We start from the raw sequence: 18,477 nt of genomic DNA, 5'->3' as shown, positions 1-18,477 counted from the left end.
ACCAAATACGAAAGGATGATAAATTATGTCAGTAAACACAATCGAAAAAACAAAATTCCAAACAGAAGTATTAGAATCCCCAAAACCGGTGGTTGTAGACTTTTGGGCTCCGTGGTGCGGTTACTGCCGCAGACTTGCCCCTGCGGTAGACAGGCTGGAAGCGGAAATTAACGGTAAAGTCACAGTGTCCAAAGCAGATATCGACGCACTTCCGGAAATAGCCCAGCAGTACGGGATAGACACTATCCCCACACTGATCCTGTTTAAAGACGGAAAAGAAGCAGACCGTGTCGTCAACCCTCCCTCCCAGGATGCAATAGAAGAGTGGCTGAAGGCCAATCAGGTGATCTGATAAAATCAGTCCGGATGATCCGAAAAACAGCAATAAAGTCAGGATCAGGTCCCGGTTTCAATATAAAGCAGCAGGAGGAAATACAAATGAGACAAGACATATATGATGTGGCTGTTATCGGCGGAGGACCCGGCGGATATACGGCGGCTCTCTACTGTGCCAGAAGCGGGCTTTCGGTTCTGGTACTGGAAAAATTGTCACCGGGCGGACAGATGGCAACCACCAGTATGGTTGACAACTACCCCGGATTTGAGGAGGGTATTGACGGCTTTGAACTTGGAGAGAAGATGCAGCGGGGAGCCGAGCGCTTCGGTGCGGAGACGGCCTTTGTAAATGTGACTGCCGTAGATTTGAAAAATGATATAAAGGTGATCGACACATCCAAAGGCCAGGTAAAGGCAAGGGCAGTAGTGCTCGCGACCGGGGCTTCCCCAAGAGAGATCGGACTGCCCGAGGAAGCCTCCCTGCGGGGACGGGGCGTTGCGTATTGTGCCGCCTGTGATGGTATGATGTACCGCAATAAGACCGTAGTTGTAGTAGGCGGCGGCAACAGTGCTGCGGCAGATGCCCTGTACCTCTCCAAAATATGTAAAAAGGTCTATCTGGTCCACAGGAGAGATACGCTGCGGGCTTCAAACATTTATCTGGAACCCCTGAAGAACAGCAGTGTGGAATTTATCTGGAACAGCCAGGTAAAAGAAATTCTGCATGATAAAAAGGTGACAGGTGTTGTGGTGGAGAATCTTGAAGGACAGCGGTCAGAGATTTCCTGCGACGGTGTATTTGCAGCCATTGGCAGGGTTCCCGACACGGAACTATTTAAAGGCCAGACAAAACTTGACGGCCAGGGTTATATTCAGGCGGACGAGTCAACCAGAACCAACCTGCCCGGTGTGTTTGCAGTCGGTGACGTGAGGACAAAACCCCTGCGGCAGATCGTGACGGCAGCCTCAGACGGCGCGGTTGCATCCCACTTTATTGAGGAATACCTGGTATAAAAAAACGGTTCAAAAACACTCTATAGGTATTCGGCATGATACCTATAGAGTGTTTTTAGCATGTGCGGTCTTATCTGCTTAAAAAAGACTGCAGTCCAGCTTTTTCGCCAGATATTCCAGAATTTTTATTCCTCCAATACTGTTTCCTTTCTCATCCAGGGCCGGCCCGTACACACCGATTCCCATCCGGTCCACAACCACAGCGGCAATTCCTCCGCCCACGCCGCTTTTGGCCGGAAATCCCACTTTCATGGCAAACCTTCCGGAACCGTCGTACATGCCGCAGGTGAGCATCAGTGCCCGGAGCGCTTTGGCGCAGGAGGGTTCAATGAGATTTTCCCCTGTAAAAGGATTTGTCCCGTGATTTGCCAGCACGGCGCTCAGATTAGCAATATCAAGCGCCGTCACGTCCACAGAACACATACGGAAATAAAAATCCAGGCATTCTTCCACATCTCCCTCTAAGATGCCGGATGCCTTCAGATAGTATGCCAGGGCACGGTTCCGGTCCCCTGTGCTTTTTTCGGAGAGATAGACATTCTCATTCAGATAAATTTCATCATTGTTGCACAGATGCCGGATGTAGGTGAGGAACCGTCCAAATCGCTCCTCCGTATCCTTTCCCTCAATACAGCTTGCCACTGTGATGGCACCGGCATTGATGAAGGGGTTAAAGGGCCGTGTCCTGGTCTCCAGTTTTATGATGGAGTTAAAGGGGTCCCCTGTAGGCTCCACACCTACCTTGTCCTGAAAAAGATATTCCCCTCCTCTGTCATGGAGCGCAAGGATCAGGGAGACCAGTTTGGAAATGCTCTGTATAGTGAAAGGCCTGTCATAAGCCCCCTCTTTTAGAATTTCCCCGTCCAGACTTACAATGCAGACACCAAGCTGGTGCTTGTTGACCCGGGCAAGCTCCGGAATGTAATCTGCCGGCCGTCCAAGACCTGTAAAACATTTTCCGTAGGACAGGGCATCGTGCAGGCAATTCTGTGATATCATGTGTTCTCTCTCCTTTATCATGCATTCATTCTTCCTTTATTGTTCATCAAAAGTATTTTCTTATTCTCTATTTCTTCTTTGATTCAAAAATAGCCAAAATACTTTCTGGTGTATTAGTACATTTTCCCTTTATCAAACTAAAATGCAGAAGGGATTTCGGTTAAAATATCTAAAAAAATTTCATACCGTCCAGGAACTTTATCGGAAATAGACGTTTTTTAGACTGTCCCGGTGCTAAAATCATAAAAAAAGTAAAGGAGACGATGTGAAATGAACAATGCGGAAATCGGAAAAGCAATGGAAATCAAACTGGATCCCGTTCTGCCGGAATACCCGACCTTTAAAGAAGGTGTCAGAAGAGCCCCGAAGAGAGAACTGACCCTGAACAAAAGGGAGATCAAGCTGGCAGTAGCAAACGCCCTCAGATATGTGCCGGAAGAGCTGCACGAACAGCTTGCACCGGAATTTTTAGACGAACTTCTGACAAGAGGACGTATCTACGGATACCGTTTCATGCCAAAAGACAGGATCTACGGAAGACCCATTGATGAATATAAAGGAAAATGTGTGGAAGGAAAGGCGTTCCAGGTCATGATCGACAACAACCTGGACCATGAGGTGGCCCTCTATCCATACGAGCTTGTTACATACGGGGAGACCGGCCAGGTCTGCCAGAACTGGATGCAGTACCAGCTGATCAAGAGATACTTAGAGGAGCTTACAGATGAGCACACCCTTGTGATGATGAGCGGCCATCCCATGGGCCTGTTCAAATCCCACAAGACAAGCCCCAGGGTCATCGTGACCAACGGCCTGATGGTGGGCATGTTCGACAACCCGGAGGACTGGGCGAAAGCTGCAGCCATGGGCGTATCCTCCTACGGCCAGATGACAGCCGGCGGCTGGATGTACATCGGCCCGCAGGGCATCGTGCACGGCACCTTCAACACCATCCTGAACGCAGGACGTAAGTTCTTAGGCGTGCCCCAGGACGGGGATCTGTCCGGCCACCTGTTCGTCACAAGCGGCCTTGGCGGCATGAGCGGCGCACAGCCCAAAGCCATTGAGATCGCAAGGGGCGTGGGAATCGTAGCGGAGGTGGATGCCTCCCGTATCGAGACCCGGCACAGCCAGGGCTGGGTAGGCCTGGTGATCGAGGATGCGGCGGAGGCGTTCCGTGTGGCAGAGGAATATATGGAGAGGAAAGAGACCGTATCCATTGCCTACCACGGAAATATCGTGGACCTGCTGCAGTATGCAGTGGACAACAACATCAAGATAGAGCTGTTATCCGACCAGACAAGCTGCCACGTGCCTTACGACGGAGGCTACTGCCCGCAGGGCCTGACCTTTGAGGAGCGCACCGAGATGCTGGCAAACGACAAGGAGAAGTTCTGTGAGCTGGTAGACCAGACCCTGGTGAAACACTACCACCTGATCAAGACCCTGGTGGAGAGAGGCTCCTACTTCTTTGACTATGGAAACTCCTTCATGCGAGCCGTGTTCGACGCGGGAGCAAAGGACATCGCCAAGAACGGCGTGGACACCAGCGAGGGATTCGTGTTCCCGTCCTACGTGGAGGATATCCTGGGACCGGAGCTGTTCGACTACGGATACGGCCCGTTCCGCTGGTGCTGCCTGTCCGGAAAGCCGGAAGACCTGCGTGCCACAGACCATGCGGCCATGGAAGTGATCGACCCGAACAGAAGGAGCCAGGACAGGGATAACTATATCTGGATCCGTGACGCGGAGAAGAATAAATTAGTAGTGGGGACCCAGTGCCGTATCCTGTACCAGGATGCCCTGGGAAGAAGGGATATCGCCCTGAAGTTCAACGAGATGGTGAGGAACGGCGAGATCGGGCCGGTGATGCTGGGCCGTGACCACCACGACACAGGCGGAACAGATTCCCCGTACAGAGAGACCTCCAACATCTATGACGGCTCCAACATCACAGCGGACATGGCAGTCCACTGCTATGCCGGAAACGCAGCCAGGGGAATGAGCCTGGTAGCGCTGCACAACGGAGGAGGCGTAGGCATCAGCAAATCCATCAACGGCGGATTCGGAATGGTGCTGGACGGAAGCGGGAGAGTGGATGAGATCTTAAAGGCAGCTATCCCGTGGGATACCATGATCGGTGTATCCAGGAGGAGCTGGGGAAGATGCGGTCACTCCATTGAGACCGTAGCAGAGTACAACAAGATAAGGGAAGGGCAGGATCACATCACCATGCCGTACCTTGCAGATGAAGATATGATCGAGAGAGTATGTAAAGACGTAGTGGTGGAAGAGCATCACGCACACCACTGAGAATCGTTAAAAGGAGATAAGACATGAAGAAACGTTACATCCGCCATGCCTCCGAGCTTGTAACCTGTAAGGGAAAAGCGCCGAAGCATGGAAAAGAAATGTCAGATATCGGCCTGATCTATGACGGCGCAGTGATCATCCATGATGATAAGATCATAGCCGTGGGTACCACAGAAGAACTGGATAAACAGGTAAATCCGGAAGAATACGAAGTGATCGACGCAGCGGGTAAGACCGTCATGCCGGGATTCGTAGATTCCCATACCCACTTTGTCTTTGGCGGATACCGTGCAGATGAATTCTCCTGGAGACTGAAAGGCGACAGTTACATGTCTATTATGGAACGCGGAGGCGGGATCAACGCCACCGTGGTTCCTACCAGAGAAGCTTCAGAGGAAGAACTGATGGAAGCCGGGAAAGAGCGCCTGAACCGTATGCTGGAATTCGGCGTGACAACCGTGGAAGGCAAAAGCGGCTACGGTATGGACTGTGACACAGAGCTGAAAATGCTCCGTGCCATGAAAAAGTTAAACGAAACCCATCCGGTGGACATTGTTTCCACATTCCTGGGGCCTCACAGTGTGCTTCCCCAGTGGAAGGGAAAAGAAAGAGAATTTTTGGACGAACAGTTAAATCATGTAATGCCAAAAGTAAAAGAGGAGAATCTGGCAGAGTTTGCGGATATCTTCACAGAGAAGAATGTATTTACGGTGGAAGACTCGGAGTATTATATGACAAAAGCAAAGGAAATGGGCTTTAAGCTGAAAATCCATGCAGATGAGATTTACCAGCTTGGAGGCTCCGAACTGGCGGCGAGAGTGGGCGCGGTTTCCGCAGACCATCTGCTGAAGGCATCTGCTGAAGGCATCCGCCAGATGCGGGATGCCGGTGTCATCAGTACCATCCTGCCCCTGACCGCTTTTGGACTGAAGGAGGAATATGCGCCTGCCCGCAGGATGATCGACGAGGGCTGCGCGGTTGCGCTGGCTTCTGATCTGAATCCGGGAAGCTGCTTCTCCAATTCCATTCCTCTGATGGTTGCCCTTGGATGCATTTACATGAACATGTCCATAGAGGAAGTCATCACAGCCCTTACCATCAACGGCGCAGCCGCTGTTGACCGTGCGGACAAAGTGGGAAGCTTAGAACCGGGAAAAGCCGCAGACATTATTTTCTTAAAATTCCCGTCCATTCATTTTATGCCCTACCATACAGCTATCAACCTGGTGGAAACGGTGATCAAGAATGGCGATACTGTTTATCATAAAAAATGGTAACCCAAATTTATTACAACATAAAGGAGAAAATATCATGGAAAGAATTATCGAATGCGTACCTAATTTCAGTGAAGGAAGAGACAAAGAAAAATTAGAAAAAATCGTTGACTGCTTCCGTAACAGAGAGGGCGTTAAGCTTTTGGACTACACCTCCGATGAAGACCACAACAGAAGCGTTGTAACGGTTATCGGTGAGCCGGAGCCGTTAAAAGACGCAATGGTTGCAGCAATCGGTAAAGCAGTGGAACTGATTGATATGACAAAACATCAGGGTCAGCATCCCCGTATGGGCTGTGTGGACGTTGTTCCGTTCATTCCCATCCGCGGCGTGACAGTGGAAGACGCTGATGCAGTGGCAAAAGCAGTGGCAAAAGAGGCATCTGAGAGATTCGGACAGCCCTTCTTCTTATATGAGAAATCAGCCACAGCGCCTCACAGAGAAAATCTGGCTAAGGTTCGCCAGGGACAGTTTGAGGGCATGGCTGAGAAAATGAAAGACCAGGAAAAATGGAAACCGGACTTTGGCCCGAATACCATTCATCCCACAGGCGGTGTGACAGCCATTGGCGCAAGAATGCCTTTGATCGCCTACAACATCAATCTGGATACTCCGAATGTGGAGATCGCACAGAAGATCGCAGATAAGATCCGTCACGTAAAAGGCGGCTTCCGTTTCTGCAAAGCCATGGGCGTTATGCTGGAAGACAGAAATATCGCTCAGGTATCCATGAACCTGACAGACTATACAAAGACTTCTGTTTACACGGTATTTGAGACTGTACGCATGGAAGCAAGACGCTACGGTGTCAATGTACTGGGCAGTGAGGTAGTAGGACTGATCCCGCTGCAGGCTATCGTTGACTGCGCGGAATACTACTTAGGCTTTGAAGGCTTTGACTCCAAACAGGTTCTGGAGACACGTCTGTAAGAAAGAAATAATTACGACATATATCGGATTCGATTAGGAGAGGTTACACATCATGAAAAATATGACAGTTGAACAGTTTGCCATGCAGACAGCCTCCAATGAACCAGTACCGGGGGGCGGAAGTATTTCCGCCCTTGCTGGTGCCCTGGCGGCGGCTTTGACAGAGATGGTGGCAGGACTCACCATCGGCAAGAAAAAATATGCGGAAGTGGAAGAAGAGATGAAGAAGGCAGTTGCTCCCATGCATGAGATCTGCGAGCATCTTCTGGATGACATCAAGCGCGACAGCGAATCCTTTGACCTGTACATGCAGGCCCTGACCCTTCCGAAAGAGACAGAGGAGGAGAAAAAAGCCCGCACAAAGGCCATGCAGGATGGCCTGAAGGCAGCCGTTGCGGTTCCTTTATCTGTTGCAAAACGCGCCTACGAGGTTATGCCCTACGCGGAAGCTATGGTGACAAAAGGCAACAAGACAGCAGTGACAGACGCTCTGGTAGCCACAATGATGGCAAGGACAGCAGTTTTAGGAGCGCTTTTCAATGTAAAGATCAACCTGGAATCCATCAAAGACGAGGCTTTTGTGGAAGAGACCGCCAAAGAAGCCGCAGTCATAGAAAAAAATGCCCTGGCATATGAGAAAAAGATCCTGGCACAGGCCGGTGTCTCCAGGAGCGCGGTGGAAGAATGAGAATAAGCCGATTGATTTCGGCTTTTCCAGAAGGTACCGCATATGCCAAAGGTGTACTGTGAGGCGCGGAGTGATCCTGCCGGAACTTTCTGCAAAAGCCGAAGTCGACGGATTTTTGCGCGGAGGAAATGAGTAAAAGAATGTGTAATGTGAAAGGAGAAAACCTGTGAAGATTCTCAAGAATGCAGTAGCAGGAACCCTGGAATCCAGTGATTTGTTCATCCAGATCGAGCCGGACGACAAAGAACTGACACTGGAAATTGACTCTGTAGTAGCCAACCAGTATATGGATTCCATACGGGCCGCTGTACTGGACACACTGAAAGAATTTGAAGTGTCTACAGGGAAAGTTTTTATCAAGGACAAGGGCGCGCTGGATTGTGTGATCCGCGCGCGTATGGAGACCGCATTAAAAAGAGGGGGAGTTGAGCAGCCATGAGACGAACCATGTTATTTTTGCCGGGAAATACGCCGAACATGCTGATCAACGGTGATACCCTGGGCGCGGATACGATCATCTTCGATCTGGAGGATGCCGTATCTCCGGACGAAAAGGATGCAGCCAGAATACTGGTGAGAAATGCCCTCCGCTACCAGTCCTATCCGGGCTGTGAGACTGTGGTGCGGATCAATCCCACGGATACGGCGTTCTGGAAAGAGGACTTAAAAGCCGTCATCCCCCTGAAACCGGATGTGATCATGCCCACAAAGGTAAGCGGCGGTGATATGATCCGGGAGGTATCCGCTTGTATGGCAGAGGTGGAGCGGGAAAACAAAATGGAGGAGGGAACCGTTAAGATCCTTCCCCTGATCGAGACTGCTATGGGTGTGGAGAAGGCATTTGATATTGCATCTGCGGATACAAGAGTGATCGGCTTGTTTTTAGGCGGTGAGGACTTTACCGCTGACCTGCACTGTAAGCGGACAAAAGAGGGAAATGAGATTTTCTATGCCAGAACCAGGCTGGTGTGCGCTGCCAGGGCCTGCGGCATTGAAGCATATGATACACCATTCACGGATGTGGAGGATATGGAAGGTCTTGAGAAGGATACAGAGTTTGCAAAAAGTCTGGGATTTGCCGGAAAAGCCGTTATATCTCCCCGTCATGTGGACATTGTCAATGCTGTATTTTCTCCTACGGAGGCGGAGATCGCCTATGCCCACGACGTGATGGATGCCATCGAAGAGGGCAAGCGCCAGGGCAAGGGTGTGATCTCCCTCCGCGGTAAAATGATAGATGCCCCCATAGTAAAACGCGCCTCCCAGGTGCTGGAAATGGAGAAAGCCATTTATGGAGGTGCACAATATGAGTAAATTACTCGGCTCCTTAAAAGAAGCCATGGAAAAGACAGGTTTAAAGGATGGGATGACCATTTCCTTCCATCATCATATGAGAAACGGCGACTATGTGCTGAACATGGTGCTTGCCCAGGCAGCGGACATGGGGATCAAAGACTTAAATGTGAATGCAAGTTCCATATTCGATATCCATGAGCCGATCCTTGAACACATAAAAAACGGTGTTGTCACAGGCCTGGAATGCAACTATATGGGCGGCAAAGTGGGCAGAGCCATCTCCCAGGGCATCCTGGAGCGCCCGGTGATCTTCAGAAGCCACGGGGGAAGAGCCGGGGATATGGAAAACGGCTCCTCAAAAGTTGACATTGCGTTTATAGCCGCACCCTGCGCGGACTGCATGGGGAACTTGAGCGGCAAGTACGGACCTTCTGCCTGCGGCTCCATGGGTTATGCATTCTCGGATGCCATGCACGCAAAGAAGGTTGTGGCCCTGACTGACAATTTGGTGCCATACCCATTGAAGGATACCTCCATTGCGGAAGGATACATTGATCATGTGGTGGAAGTGGAGCAGATAGGCGACCCCACAAAGATCGTCTCCGGAACCACAAAGATCACCCGTGACCCGGTGGGCCTGCGGATCGCAGGACTGGCCGCACAGGTGGTAAAGAATTCCGGATATTTAAAGGACGGATTTTCCTTCCAGACAGGAGCCGGCGGCGCGTCTTTGGCTGTTGCCAAATATGTGGAGGAAATGATGGAAAAGGACCATATCAAAGGCAGCTTCTGCATGGGCGGCATCACCGGATATCTGGTGGATATGGCAAATAAAGGATATTTTGAGACCATTCTGGATGTACAGTGCTTTGATCTGAAAGCCATTGAGTCCATCCGTGAGAATCCGAAGCACCAGGAGATCTCCGCCATGCGTTACGCTTCACCGGCTGCGAAAAGCGCCGCGGTGGACAGCCTGGATGTGGTGATCCTGGGGGCCACCCAGGTGGACACAGACTTTAATGTAAATGTACATACGGATTCCAACGGTTACATTATGGGCGGCTCCGGCGGACACTGCGACACAGCGGCAGGAGCTAAGCTGGCGATCGTGGTGGCCCCCTTGATAAGAGCAAGACTGCCTCTCATTGTGGATGAGGTACTCTGCAAATCCACACCGGGCAGCACCGTGGATGTGATCGTAACGCAGAGGGGCATTGCAGTCAATCCGGCCCGGATAGAACTGAGAGAAAAATTAGAAAAAGCCGGACTTCCGGTAAAAGATATAAAAGAATTAAAGAAGATCGCAGAAGAGATTGCGGGTGTACCGAAGGCCGTGAAACGGGGCGACAGGGTAGTGGCAAAAGTCCTGTACCGTGACGGCACACTTTTGGATACCATTAAAAATACTATATAACTGGAAGGGAGCGGTTTACAGTGGATAAGAAAAAATTAGTCATTGGTGTTATCGGAGCCGATGTACACGCGGTAGGCATCAGTATTCTGGAACATGCATTTACGGGTGCGGGATTTGAGGTGGTCAACCTGGGGGTTATGGTTTCCCAGGAAGAGTATATTGCAGCAGCGATCGAGACCAATGCTGACGGCATCATGGTTTCCTCTCTCTACGGACACGGAGAGCTGGACTGCAGAGGCCTCCGCGACAAATGTGATGAGGCCGGATTAAAAGGGATCCTCCTGTATGTGGGCGGCAACATTGTGGTCGGAAAACAGCCTTTTGATGAGGTTGAGAGACGTTTTAAAGCCATGGGATTTGACCGTGTATTCGGACCGGGGACCACACCGGAGACTACCATCGCAGCTTTATATGAAGACCTGGGTGTGCCGGAAGAAGATCGTAAGGCAGCAGAGTAAAAGGGGCGATATATCATGAAACCAGTTCTTTTGGTGGACTTTGGAAGCACCAACACCAAAGTGACTGCTGTTGACGTGGAGAATTGTGAGATTCTGGGAACGGCGGCAGCGTATACAACAGTAGAGACAGATATCAACAACGGTCTTCATGACGCCATAAAGGTTATGGAGAAGACCACAGGCCATCTGGAATTTGCGGAGACGTATGCCTGCTCCAGCGCAGCCGGCGGACTGAAGATGATTTCCTGCGGACTGGTTCCGGAGCTGACGGCCCAGGCGTCCAGGGAGGCTTCCCTGGGAGCGGGCGCAAAGGTGTGGAAGACTTATTCCTTCCAGCTCACCAAGGGCGATATGAAGGAGATTGAGGAGTACCATCCTGATATTATACTGCTTACCGGAGGAACAGACGGCGGTAATACGGAATGCATCCTGTACAATGCAAAGATGCTTGCCGGACTCAGTTATGACTGCCCGATCGTGATCGCGGGCAACCGCTGCTGTGCGGACGACTGTCAGGAGATCCTGGAGGGAAGGACCACCTATATCTGCGAAAACGTAATGCCAAGGCTGGGTGAGTTAAATATTGAACCGACCCAGAAGCAGATACGGGAAATTTTCCTGAACCGTATTGTGCAGGGAAAAGGACTGACCCAGGCCATGGATCTGATGTCCGGCATTATCATGCCCACCCCGTCGGCCATGCTGACAGCCATGGAGCTTCTCTCAGACGGCTGGGACGAGATACCGGGGATCGGGGAACTGGTAGGTGTGGATCTGGGCGGTGCCACCACAGATGTATATTCTGTTGCTGACGGAAGTCCGGCCAATACCATGACAGTCATCAAAGGACTGCAGGAGCCTTACACCAAGCGTACCGTTGAGGGTGACATTGGAATGCGTTACAGCGTCAGGGGCATCATGGAGGCAGCGGGAGACAGAAAGCTGGCAAAGATTTCGGGACTTGCCCGGAACAAGGTAAACGAGCTTGTGGACTACCTGGAGCACCATACGGATTACATACCTGACAGCGAAGAGATGGAAAAAATGGACTATGCACTGGCATGTGCTGCCGTGGAGACCGCGGTTGCCCGTCATGCCGGTTCTCTGGAACAGGTCTATACCCCCTGCGGTCTGACCTATGTCCAGAGCGGAAAGGATCTGCGCCGGGTAAAATATGTGGTAGTTACGGGGGGCGCACTGATCCACGCAAAACATACGGAAGAAATTGCAGAGCACGCACTATATGATGAAAGCAATCCTGCCTCATTAAGGCCGGAGAAGGCGGAAATCTTAGTGGATAGAAAGTATATCCTGGCTGCCATGGGACTGCTCTCAAAACAGTACCCACAGGCTGCTCTGGAAATCATGAAGAAGGAGATTGCTTATTATGGACATAAGGAATAAGAAATTATCTGATGATGAGTTCTATGGAATACGGAAAGAGGTTATGGAACAGTGGCCTACCGGAAAAGAAGTAAATTTCCAGGAAGCTGTTGATTACCATAAAGCCATGCCAGAGAGCAAGAGCTTTTCACGGAAACTGGCAAATGCCAAAAAAGAGAGAAAGACATTGATCCAGCCAAGAGCCGGTGTAGCATTGATCGACGAACATATCAAACTGCTTCAGTATTTACAGGACAAAGGCGAATCAGATTTACTGCCGACCACCATTGACTCCTATACCCGTCAGAACCGGTACGAGGAGGCTGAAGTGGGGATCAAGGAATCTATCCACACACAGAAATCCATGCTGAACGGTTTTCCGGCTGTAAACCACGGCGTATTCGGCTGCCGTTCCATCATTGAAAATCTGGATACCCCGGTACAGGTACGCCACGGCACACCGGATGCCAGACTGCTGACAGAGATCTGCTATGCAGGCGGATTCACCAGCTATGAAGGAGGCGGTATCTCCTACAATATTCCTTACGCAAAGGATGTGCCCCTGGAGAGGACCATCTATGACTGGATGTATGTGGACCGTCTGACCGGTATTTATGAGGAGGCAGGCGTTTCCATCAACCGTGAGCCTTACGGACCATTGACCGGAACACTGGTTCCGCCTTCCATGTCCAATGCAGTGGCGATCATTGAGGCCATGCTTGCGGCAGAGCAGGGCGTAAAGAATGTGACCGTTGGCTACGGCCAGTGCGGTAACCTGGTACAGGACGTTGCGGCTTTAAGGGTTCTGGAGGAGCTGACAGAGGAGTACCTGGATAAATACGGCTATGAGGATGTGACCGTTACCTCTGTACTCCATCAGTGGATGGGCGGTTTCCCGCAGGATGAGTCCAAGGCATTTGCGGTAATCTCCTGGGGAAGCTCCGTGGCAGCACTGGCAAAAGCCACAAAAGTTATTGTTAAGACACCTCACGAGGCAATGGGCGTTCCCACAATGGAGGCCAATGCACAGGGGCTTCGCTGTACAAAACAGGCCATCTCCCTGCTGGCAGACCAGGAACTGAAGAGCTCTGCCTTAGAGCTTGAAAAAGCCATTATCAAGGGGGAGACCTGTGCGATCGTGGACAAGTGCTTTGAACTTGGCATGGGCGACCTGGCACTTGGCGCTATCCGCGGAGTAAAAGCAGGCGTGCTGGATATTCCCTTCGCACCCAGCAAGTACAATGCAGGCAAAATGCTGCCGGCCCGTGATTTTGAAGGCGCTGTGCGTTACCTGAACGTAGCCAACGTGCCGCTGCCAAGAGAGCTTAAAGACTTTAACCAGGGCAAGATCGAGCACAGGGCAAAAATGGAGAAGAGAAAAGCATCCTTCCAGATGGTTATCGATGATGTATATGCGATCAGCAAAGGCAGACTGGTTGGAAAACCGAAATAAGATAAATCAGGACTGCGGCTCATAACCAGAAAATCACAATAATAGGAGAAGTGTATCATGAAAATTATAGATGTTGTTTGTTCCAAAGCAAGAACAGGTTTTTTCTTTGACGACCAGAGAGCGATCAAAAAGGGTGCTGTAGCAGACGGTTCCGCATACTTTGGCGAAACTGTGACACCTGGATTCAAATCTGTAAGACAGGCAGGGGAAGCGATCTCTGTCATGCTGATCCTGGAGGACGGACAGATCGCATGGGGAGACTGTGCGGCTGTTCAGTATTCCGGTGCAGGCGGAAGAGACCCACTGTTCTTAGCAGAGGACTTTATCCCGATCATTGAAAAATACATCAAACCGGAACTGGCAGGCAGGGAAGCGGACAGCTTTAAAGACCTCTGTGCAATGCTGGAAAACCTGCAGGTAGACGGAAAAAGGCTGCACACAGCCATCCGTTACGGTGTGAGCCAGGCTATCCTGGACGCGGTTGCAAAATCCTCCAACAGACTTATGTGTGAGGTGGTGGCAGATGAGTACGGCACCACAGTATCCGAGGAGCCGGTTCCCATCTTCACCCAGTCAGGCGACAACAGATATGACAACTCTGACAAGATGATCTTAAAGGGGGCTGCGGTTATGCCTCATGCCCTGATCAATAACGTGAAGACAAAGCTGGGCGAACACGGCGAACTCTTAAAAGAGTATGTAAAGTGGCTCAGTGACCGTGTGCTGAAGCTGCGCAATGACGAGAATTACATGCCCGTATTCCACATTGACGTATACGGCACCATCGGCGCTGTCTTCGGCGTGGACAACTATACAGCTATGGCAGATTATCTGGCAGAGCTGGAGGAGGCTGCAAAACCGTTCCATCTGAGGATCGAAGGACCTATGGACGCAGAGGAGAGAGAAAAACAGATGCTCTGCTTAAAAGGCCTGAGAGAAGAAGTGGACAGAAGAGGCATTGACGTGGAGCTGGTTGCCGATGAATGGTGCAACACCCTGGAGGATGTCAAATACTTTGCAGACAATAAAGCAGGCCATATGGCTCAGATCAAAACACCTGACCTTGGCGGCATCAACAACATTGTGGAAGCTGTTCTCTACTGTAAGGAAAAAGGCTTCGGCGCATACCAGGGCGGTACCTGCAATGAGACAGACCGTTCCGCACAGGTCTGCGTGAACTGCGCTATGGCCACCAAACCGGATCAGATCCTTGCAAAACCGGGTATGGGTGTTGACGAGGGTTACATGATCGTCTATAATGAAATGCAGAGGATCATTGCACTGAGAAATGCAAAAAAAGCAAGATAATTAAATGAAACCTTTTTTACATGCCAGACCATTTGACGGGCTTATGCCAGCCAAATGGTCCGGCTGTTTCAGCATTTTGGGAAGGAAAAGTCTATGGCATATTCAAAACAGATGCAGGAAGGAAACCTGTACAGCTTTTATTTTGCACCCAGAGGAAACCGGAGAATGGCGGATTTGGGAATGCAGCTCAGCCAGATGTATTTAAGCCCTTTTGACCATATTATAGGGATCATTGGAGATGCCGGGGCGGGCAAGAGCCTGCTCATCAAAGGTATGTTTCCCGGTATTGACCTGACTAATGACGATGAGGGCGTGAACATCAGGCCACTGCCCCTTCTGCATGAGGATCTGACGGACCCGTTTTCCCCCCACACCTATCATCTGGACATCCGTTTTGAGTCGGCATTTACCCAGATGCATGTGCTGGCGGACACGATCCTGGATGCAGCCAATCACGGAAAGCAGGTTATTGTGGAGCATTTTGACCTGATCTATCCTTTGCTCCACAGAAACGCGGACCTGCTTGTGGGAATCGGCGAGGAGATCATCATCACCAGGCCCAATATGTTCGGCCCCCTGCCGGAGAACATAGCCAACATTGTGCACAAATCCGTAAAATACAGAAAGATGGCCCACACCCTGGAGGACTTGTGTGTGTATTACATGGGTGACGGATACGCCCAGGACGGCCCCCGCTCCGACGTGCGCCATGGGTTCGTGCTGGAGTTTGAGGAAAAACCGGATGTGGACTTATATGAGCTGGAGAAAAAAGTGAAGGACGCGGTAAAACAGGATTTATCCGTATCTTACTATGATGAGAACCACGTGCAGATCGGCGAGATGGTCCTGGAATGCCTGGGGCCGCGGATGCATGTGTCCAGCACAGGAAAGATAGAAGATTTCACCCTGGTAAAAGACTTTCCCATTGACCCCAGAACCGGGTATTACATGCTGGTGGGACTGATCGGTAAGCACAGGTCTGAGGACTTGTCAGACTTTAACCGCATTGACGTAAAGCAGCAGTTGAGCTGAGCTGGAAGCAATAAGATTTGGAGGAGAAAGGCATGGTTCGTAGTGTAAACGTTGAACTTTTAACAGATAACATCAAAGAGATGTGTATTCAGGCCAATCACTATCTTGCCCCGGATATGGACAAGGCAATGAAAACTGCCTGTGCAAAAGAGACAAAACCGCTGGCAAAACAGATTTTGGGACAGTTATTGGAAAATCTGGATATTGCGGGCAAGGATATGATCCCCATCTGTCAGGACACAGGCATGGCGGTGGTTTTCTTAAAAATCGGCCAGGATGTCCATTTTGAAGGCGGCAGTGTGGAAGAGGCTGTGAATGAAGGGGTCCGCAGAGGATATGAGGAGGGATACCTGCGCAAATCCGTAGTGGGAGACCCGCTTCTCCGAGTAAACACAAAGGACAATACCCCTGCCATTATCCATTATGAGCTGGTGCCGGGAGACCGGGTGGAGATCACCGTGGCACCCAAAGGCTTTGGCAGTGAGAATATGAGCAAAATCTATATGCTGAAACCTGCGGACGGCGTGGAAGGTGTGAAGGATGTTATTGTCAGCGCTGTGAGAGAAGCCGGGCCAAATGCATGTCCGCCTGTAGTTGTGGGCGTGGGTATTGGCGGCACTTTTGAGAAGGCAGCCATTCTGGCAAAGAAAGCTCTCACAAGAGAGGTGGGGACCCGTTCGGAACTGGAACATATCAGGGAACTGGAAGAAGAACTGCTGGCAAAGATCAATGAAATTGGCCTGGGACCTGCAGGGCTTGGCGGTGACACCACAGCACTTGCGGTGAACATCAATACCTATGCCACTCACATTGCAGGCCTGCCTGTGGCGGTGAATATCTGCTGTCATGTAAACAGGCATATTGTAAGGGCAATCTGATTTTGGGGCTGCCAAGGCCCGGATCTTGCCGCGCGCAGCGCAGCATCCCCTTTAGGGAAAACGATCGGGACAGTGGCAATGAATAATGACTAGGAGGTTCCGTCATGGATAGATATTTGAACGCACCGCTTGACAGGGAGGAAGTAAAGACGCTTCAGGCAGGCGATTATGTGTACATTACAGGCACCATTTACACGGCAAGGGACGCGGCCCATCTCCGCATGGATGAGGCCCTTAACAGAGGGGAGAAGCTTCCCATTGAGATGGAGGGCAATGTGATCTATTATATGGGTCCCACACCCGCGCGGGAGGGCCGCCCTATCGGTTCCGCAGGCCCCACTACAGCCAGCCGTATGGATAAATACGCCCCCAGGCTTCTTGACCTGGGTCTCACAGGCATGATTGGCAAGGGAAAAAGAAAAAAAGAGGTTACGGATGCCATTGTCAGAAACGGCGCCGTATTCTTTGCAGCCGTGGGAGGGGCAGGTGCCCTTCTGTCAAAATGCATCAAGAAGGCTGAAGTCATTGCATATGACGATCTGGGCACAGAGGCCATCCGAAGGCTTCAAGTGGAAAAGTTCCCTGTTATTGTAGTCATTGATTCCCAGGGAAGGAATCTTTACGAAGAAGTATGTAAATAAACAACTCATAAGTGCAGCGGAAGAGAACCTCTCTCTATCCGCTGTATTTTTATTACCGTTTTGACCCAGGAAGTGAAGGAAATCTGGCACTGCGGGCTTTGTGCTTTTTATGGTTATATCTGTCATTGGAATAAACGGAAACTTAGGGTATAATATGAAATATAAACAGGAAAGGAAAACGCCATGAAAAAAAAGACGATCGTTGTAATTGCAGTGATAGGTGTACTGGCTGCTGCTGCGGCTGTTTCGGTTTTCTGGATCGGGAAGGAAAAAAGAGAGAAAGAGGCAGAGGATACAGCCCTTGAAGCTTTGTTTTTACGGGACGGCAGCGGTGAGACAGTGGGAAATTATCTGTTTGTGGATACCCGGAACCAAACCCCGTTCACGGGACCGCTTGAAGGCAGTATTACAGACGAACAGGGAGAGAAACTGGAACCGTGGGAATTGGAGAATGGCGATGTGGTAAAAATCTACGGCAACGGTATTATGACCATGTCTTATCCGGGACAGTATCCGGGCATTACCAAAATTGTGCGGATCCAAGAGCAGAACCAGGAGCTTCTGGAACAATACGGGGAACTTTTAAAACAATTCAGCTACCAGGAAGAGGCTTCCGCTCTGCCGTTTTTAAACCTGGAATACAGCCAGCCTCAGGCCGTCGTTACCGCCGCTGTGAACACCACAGGCGGATACCGCTGGGAATACGAGAATGAGGCTGGTGAGACCGTTAGCGAAACAACAGATGCGGCATTTATTCTGCAGTGGGACGAATATGAGGAGATAAAAATACCGGAGCACACGGATGTGAAACTTATTTTCTCAAAGGAACCGGAAGAGATAACCGTGACACGCTATGAATCCTCTATGCAGGCACAGACAGAGGTATCCGAGGCAGAACAGCACGGTGAGGCTGTAACGGTCACAAAAGAGGAAGAAGGCAGTGTTTTACAGGCAGAACCGGGCTATATTTACAGCGTGAAGGCAAAATGGGATAACGGGGAGGCAGAATACGGATTCCAGACCTTCCCCATGCTCTCCTTGCAGTAAAGGTACCTGCAT

At 50.6% G+C, this 18,477-nt stretch carries 18 protein-coding genes; 17 read left to right on the top strand and 1 reads right to left on the bottom strand.

The window, feature by feature from the left end; all coding sequences use genetic code 11:
• Nucleotides 1-25 precede the first annotated feature (25 nt).
• Both trxA and trxB read left to right on the top strand, forming a co-directional pair.
• The gene (trxA, locus tag A4V09_RS10520) at nt 26-352 is read left to right on the top strand and encodes a thioredoxin (RefSeq protein WP_065542308.1); all 327 of its coding nucleotides are present in this window, start codon (nt 26-28) and stop codon (nt 350-352) included.
• 86 nt (nt 353-438) lie between these two features.
• Complete coding sequence (gene trxB / locus A4V09_RS10515; protein ID WP_065542307.1) at nt 439-1,350, top strand: thioredoxin-disulfide reductase; 912 nt, start codon at nt 439-441, stop codon at nt 1,348-1,350.
• A gap of 78 nt (nt 1,351-1,428) precedes the next feature.
• On the opposite strand, the gene glsA is transcribed toward trxB, so the two are convergent.
• Nucleotides 1,429-2,349, bottom strand: a complete 921-nt coding sequence (gene glsA / locus A4V09_RS10510) for a glutaminase A (RefSeq protein WP_065544725.1) — start codon at nt 2,347-2,349, stop codon at nt 1,429-1,431.
• A 270-nt stretch (nt 2,350-2,619) separates the two neighbouring features.
• Here glsA and hutU point away from each other — a divergent pair, with 270 nt between their 5' ends.
• From hutU to A4V09_RS10435, 15 genes are all read left to right on the top strand, one after another.
• Entirely contained in the window at nt 2,620-4,662 is a 2,043-nt protein-coding gene (gene hutU, locus A4V09_RS10505) for a urocanate hydratase (RefSeq protein WP_065542306.1), read from the top strand.
• 23 nt (nt 4,663-4,685) lie between these two features.
• Nucleotides 4,686-5,939, top strand: a complete 1,254-nt coding sequence (gene hutI / locus A4V09_RS10500; protein WP_065542305.1) for an imidazolonepropionase — start codon at nt 4,686-4,688, stop codon at nt 5,937-5,939.
• Nucleotides 5,940-5,973: 34 nt separating this feature from the next.
• Nucleotides 5,974-6,867, top strand: coding sequence for a glutamate formimidoyltransferase (ftcD, locus tag A4V09_RS10495; RefSeq protein WP_065542304.1), 894 nt, complete (start codon nt 5,974-5,976; stop codon nt 6,865-6,867).
• Nucleotides 6,868-6,919: 52 nt separating this feature from the next.
• The gene (locus tag A4V09_RS10490) at nt 6,920-7,555 is read left to right on the top strand and encodes a cyclodeaminase/cyclohydrolase family protein (protein WP_065542303.1); all 636 of its coding nucleotides are present in this window, start codon (nt 6,920-6,922) and stop codon (nt 7,553-7,555) included.
• Nucleotides 7,556-7,721: 166 nt separating this feature from the next.
• Complete coding sequence (gene citD / locus A4V09_RS10485) at nt 7,722-7,994, top strand: citrate lyase acyl carrier protein (protein WP_065542302.1); 273 nt, start codon at nt 7,722-7,724, stop codon at nt 7,992-7,994.
• Nucleotides 7,991-8,869, top strand: a complete 879-nt coding sequence (locus A4V09_RS10480; RefSeq protein ID WP_065542301.1) for an HpcH/HpaI aldolase/citrate lyase family protein — start codon at nt 7,991-7,993, stop codon at nt 8,867-8,869. The genes citD and A4V09_RS10480 overlap by 4 nt, the downstream gene beginning before the upstream one ends.
• Nucleotides 8,862-10,265, top strand: a complete 1,404-nt coding sequence (gene citF, locus A4V09_RS10475) for a citrate lyase subunit alpha (protein ID WP_065542300.1) — start codon at nt 8,862-8,864, stop codon at nt 10,263-10,265. The genes A4V09_RS10480 and citF overlap by 8 nt, the downstream gene beginning before the upstream one ends.
• A gap of 20 nt (nt 10,266-10,285) precedes the next feature.
• Nucleotides 10,286-10,723 (top strand): methylaspartate mutase subunit S, encoded by a 438-nt coding sequence (gene glmS / locus A4V09_RS10470; protein ID WP_065542299.1) that lies wholly within the window; start codon nt 10,286-10,288, stop codon nt 10,721-10,723.
• 15 nt (nt 10,724-10,738) lie between these two features.
• Nucleotides 10,739-12,127 (top strand): methylaspartate mutase accessory protein GlmL, encoded by a 1,389-nt coding sequence (gene glmL / locus A4V09_RS10465; RefSeq protein WP_065542298.1) that lies wholly within the window; start codon nt 10,739-10,741, stop codon nt 12,125-12,127.
• The gene (locus A4V09_RS10460; RefSeq protein WP_065542297.1) at nt 12,111-13,559 is read left to right on the top strand and encodes a methylaspartate mutase subunit E; all 1,449 of its coding nucleotides are present in this window, start codon (nt 12,111-12,113) and stop codon (nt 13,557-13,559) included. Before glmL ends, A4V09_RS10460 begins: the two co-directional genes overlap by 17 nt.
• A gap of 57 nt (nt 13,560-13,616) precedes the next feature.
• Nucleotides 13,617-14,867, top strand: a complete 1,251-nt coding sequence (locus tag A4V09_RS10455) for a methylaspartate ammonia-lyase (protein ID WP_065542296.1) — start codon at nt 13,617-13,619, stop codon at nt 14,865-14,867.
• A 93-nt stretch (nt 14,868-14,960) separates the two neighbouring features.
• Nucleotides 14,961-15,899: an alanine-tRNA synthetase second additional domain-containing protein gene (locus A4V09_RS10450; RefSeq protein WP_065542295.1), complete on the top strand. Its 939-nt coding sequence runs from the start codon at nt 14,961-14,963 to the stop codon at nt 15,897-15,899.
• Between the two features lie 32 nt (nt 15,900-15,931).
• Nucleotides 15,932-16,777: a fumarate hydratase gene (locus tag A4V09_RS10445; RefSeq protein WP_065542294.1), complete on the top strand. Its 846-nt coding sequence runs from the start codon at nt 15,932-15,934 to the stop codon at nt 16,775-16,777.
• Nucleotides 16,778-16,881: 104 nt separating this feature from the next.
• Complete coding sequence (locus tag A4V09_RS10440) at nt 16,882-17,418, top strand: Fe-S-containing hydro-lyase (RefSeq protein ID WP_065542293.1); 537 nt, start codon at nt 16,882-16,884, stop codon at nt 17,416-17,418.
• 183 nt (nt 17,419-17,601) lie between these two features.
• Complete coding sequence (locus A4V09_RS10435) at nt 17,602-18,465, top strand: hypothetical protein (RefSeq protein WP_065542292.1); 864 nt, start codon at nt 17,602-17,604, stop codon at nt 18,463-18,465.
• The last annotated feature ends 12 nt before the right edge of the window (nt 18,466-18,477 follow it).

Origin of the sequence: Blautia pseudococcoides (assembly GCF_001689125.2) — a bacterium.
GTDB lineage: Bacteria > Bacillota > Clostridia > Lachnospirales > Lachnospiraceae > Blautia > Blautia pseudococcoides.
This window is presented reverse-complemented; position numbering and strand designations above follow the sequence as displayed.

Bases quoted from the DNA above. Each gene is read 5' to 3' on its own strand.
- hutU (WP_065542306.1), top strand. From the start codon at position 2,620: ATGAACAATGCGGAAATCGGAAAAGCAATGGAAATCAAACTGGATCCC.
- A4V09_RS10490 (WP_065542303.1), top strand. From the start codon at position 6,920: ATGAAAAATATGACAGTTGAACAGTTTGCCATGCAGACAGCCTCCAAT.
- A4V09_RS10460 (WP_065542297.1), top strand. From the start codon at position 12,111: ATGGACATAAGGAATAAGAAATTATCTGATGATGAGTTCTATGGAATA.
- trxA (WP_065542308.1), top strand. From the start codon at position 26: ATGTCAGTAAACACAATCGAAAAAACAAAATTCCAAACAGAAGTATTA.
- A4V09_RS10480 (WP_065542301.1), top strand. From the start codon at position 7,991: ATGAGACGAACCATGTTATTTTTGCCGGGAAATACGCCGAACATGCTG.
- A4V09_RS10440 (WP_065542293.1), top strand. From the start codon at position 16,882: ATGGATAGATATTTGAACGCACCGCTTGACAGGGAGGAAGTAAAGACG.
- trxB (WP_065542307.1), top strand. From the start codon at position 439: ATGAGACAAGACATATATGATGTGGCTGTTATCGGCGGAGGACCCGGC.
- ftcD (WP_065542304.1), top strand. From the start codon at position 5,974: ATGGAAAGAATTATCGAATGCGTACCTAATTTCAGTGAAGGAAGAGAC.
- glmL (WP_065542298.1), top strand. From the start codon at position 10,739: ATGAAACCAGTTCTTTTGGTGGACTTTGGAAGCACCAACACCAAAGTG.
- citF (WP_065542300.1), top strand. From the start codon at position 8,862: ATGAGTAAATTACTCGGCTCCTTAAAAGAAGCCATGGAAAAGACAGGT.
- A4V09_RS10450 (WP_065542295.1), top strand. From the start codon at position 14,961: ATGGCATATTCAAAACAGATGCAGGAAGGAAACCTGTACAGCTTTTAT.
- A4V09_RS10455 (WP_065542296.1), top strand. From the start codon at position 13,617: ATGAAAATTATAGATGTTGTTTGTTCCAAAGCAAGAACAGGTTTTTTC.
- glsA (WP_065544725.1), bottom strand. From the start codon at position 2,349: ATGATATCACAGAATTGCCTGCACGATGCCCTGTCCTACGGAAAATGT.
- A4V09_RS10435 (WP_065542292.1), top strand. From the start codon at position 17,602: ATGAAAAAAAAGACGATCGTTGTAATTGCAGTGATAGGTGTACTGGCT.
- A4V09_RS10445 (WP_065542294.1), top strand. From the start codon at position 15,932: ATGGTTCGTAGTGTAAACGTTGAACTTTTAACAGATAACATCAAAGAG.
- hutI (WP_065542305.1), top strand. From the start codon at position 4,686: ATGAAGAAACGTTACATCCGCCATGCCTCCGAGCTTGTAACCTGTAAG.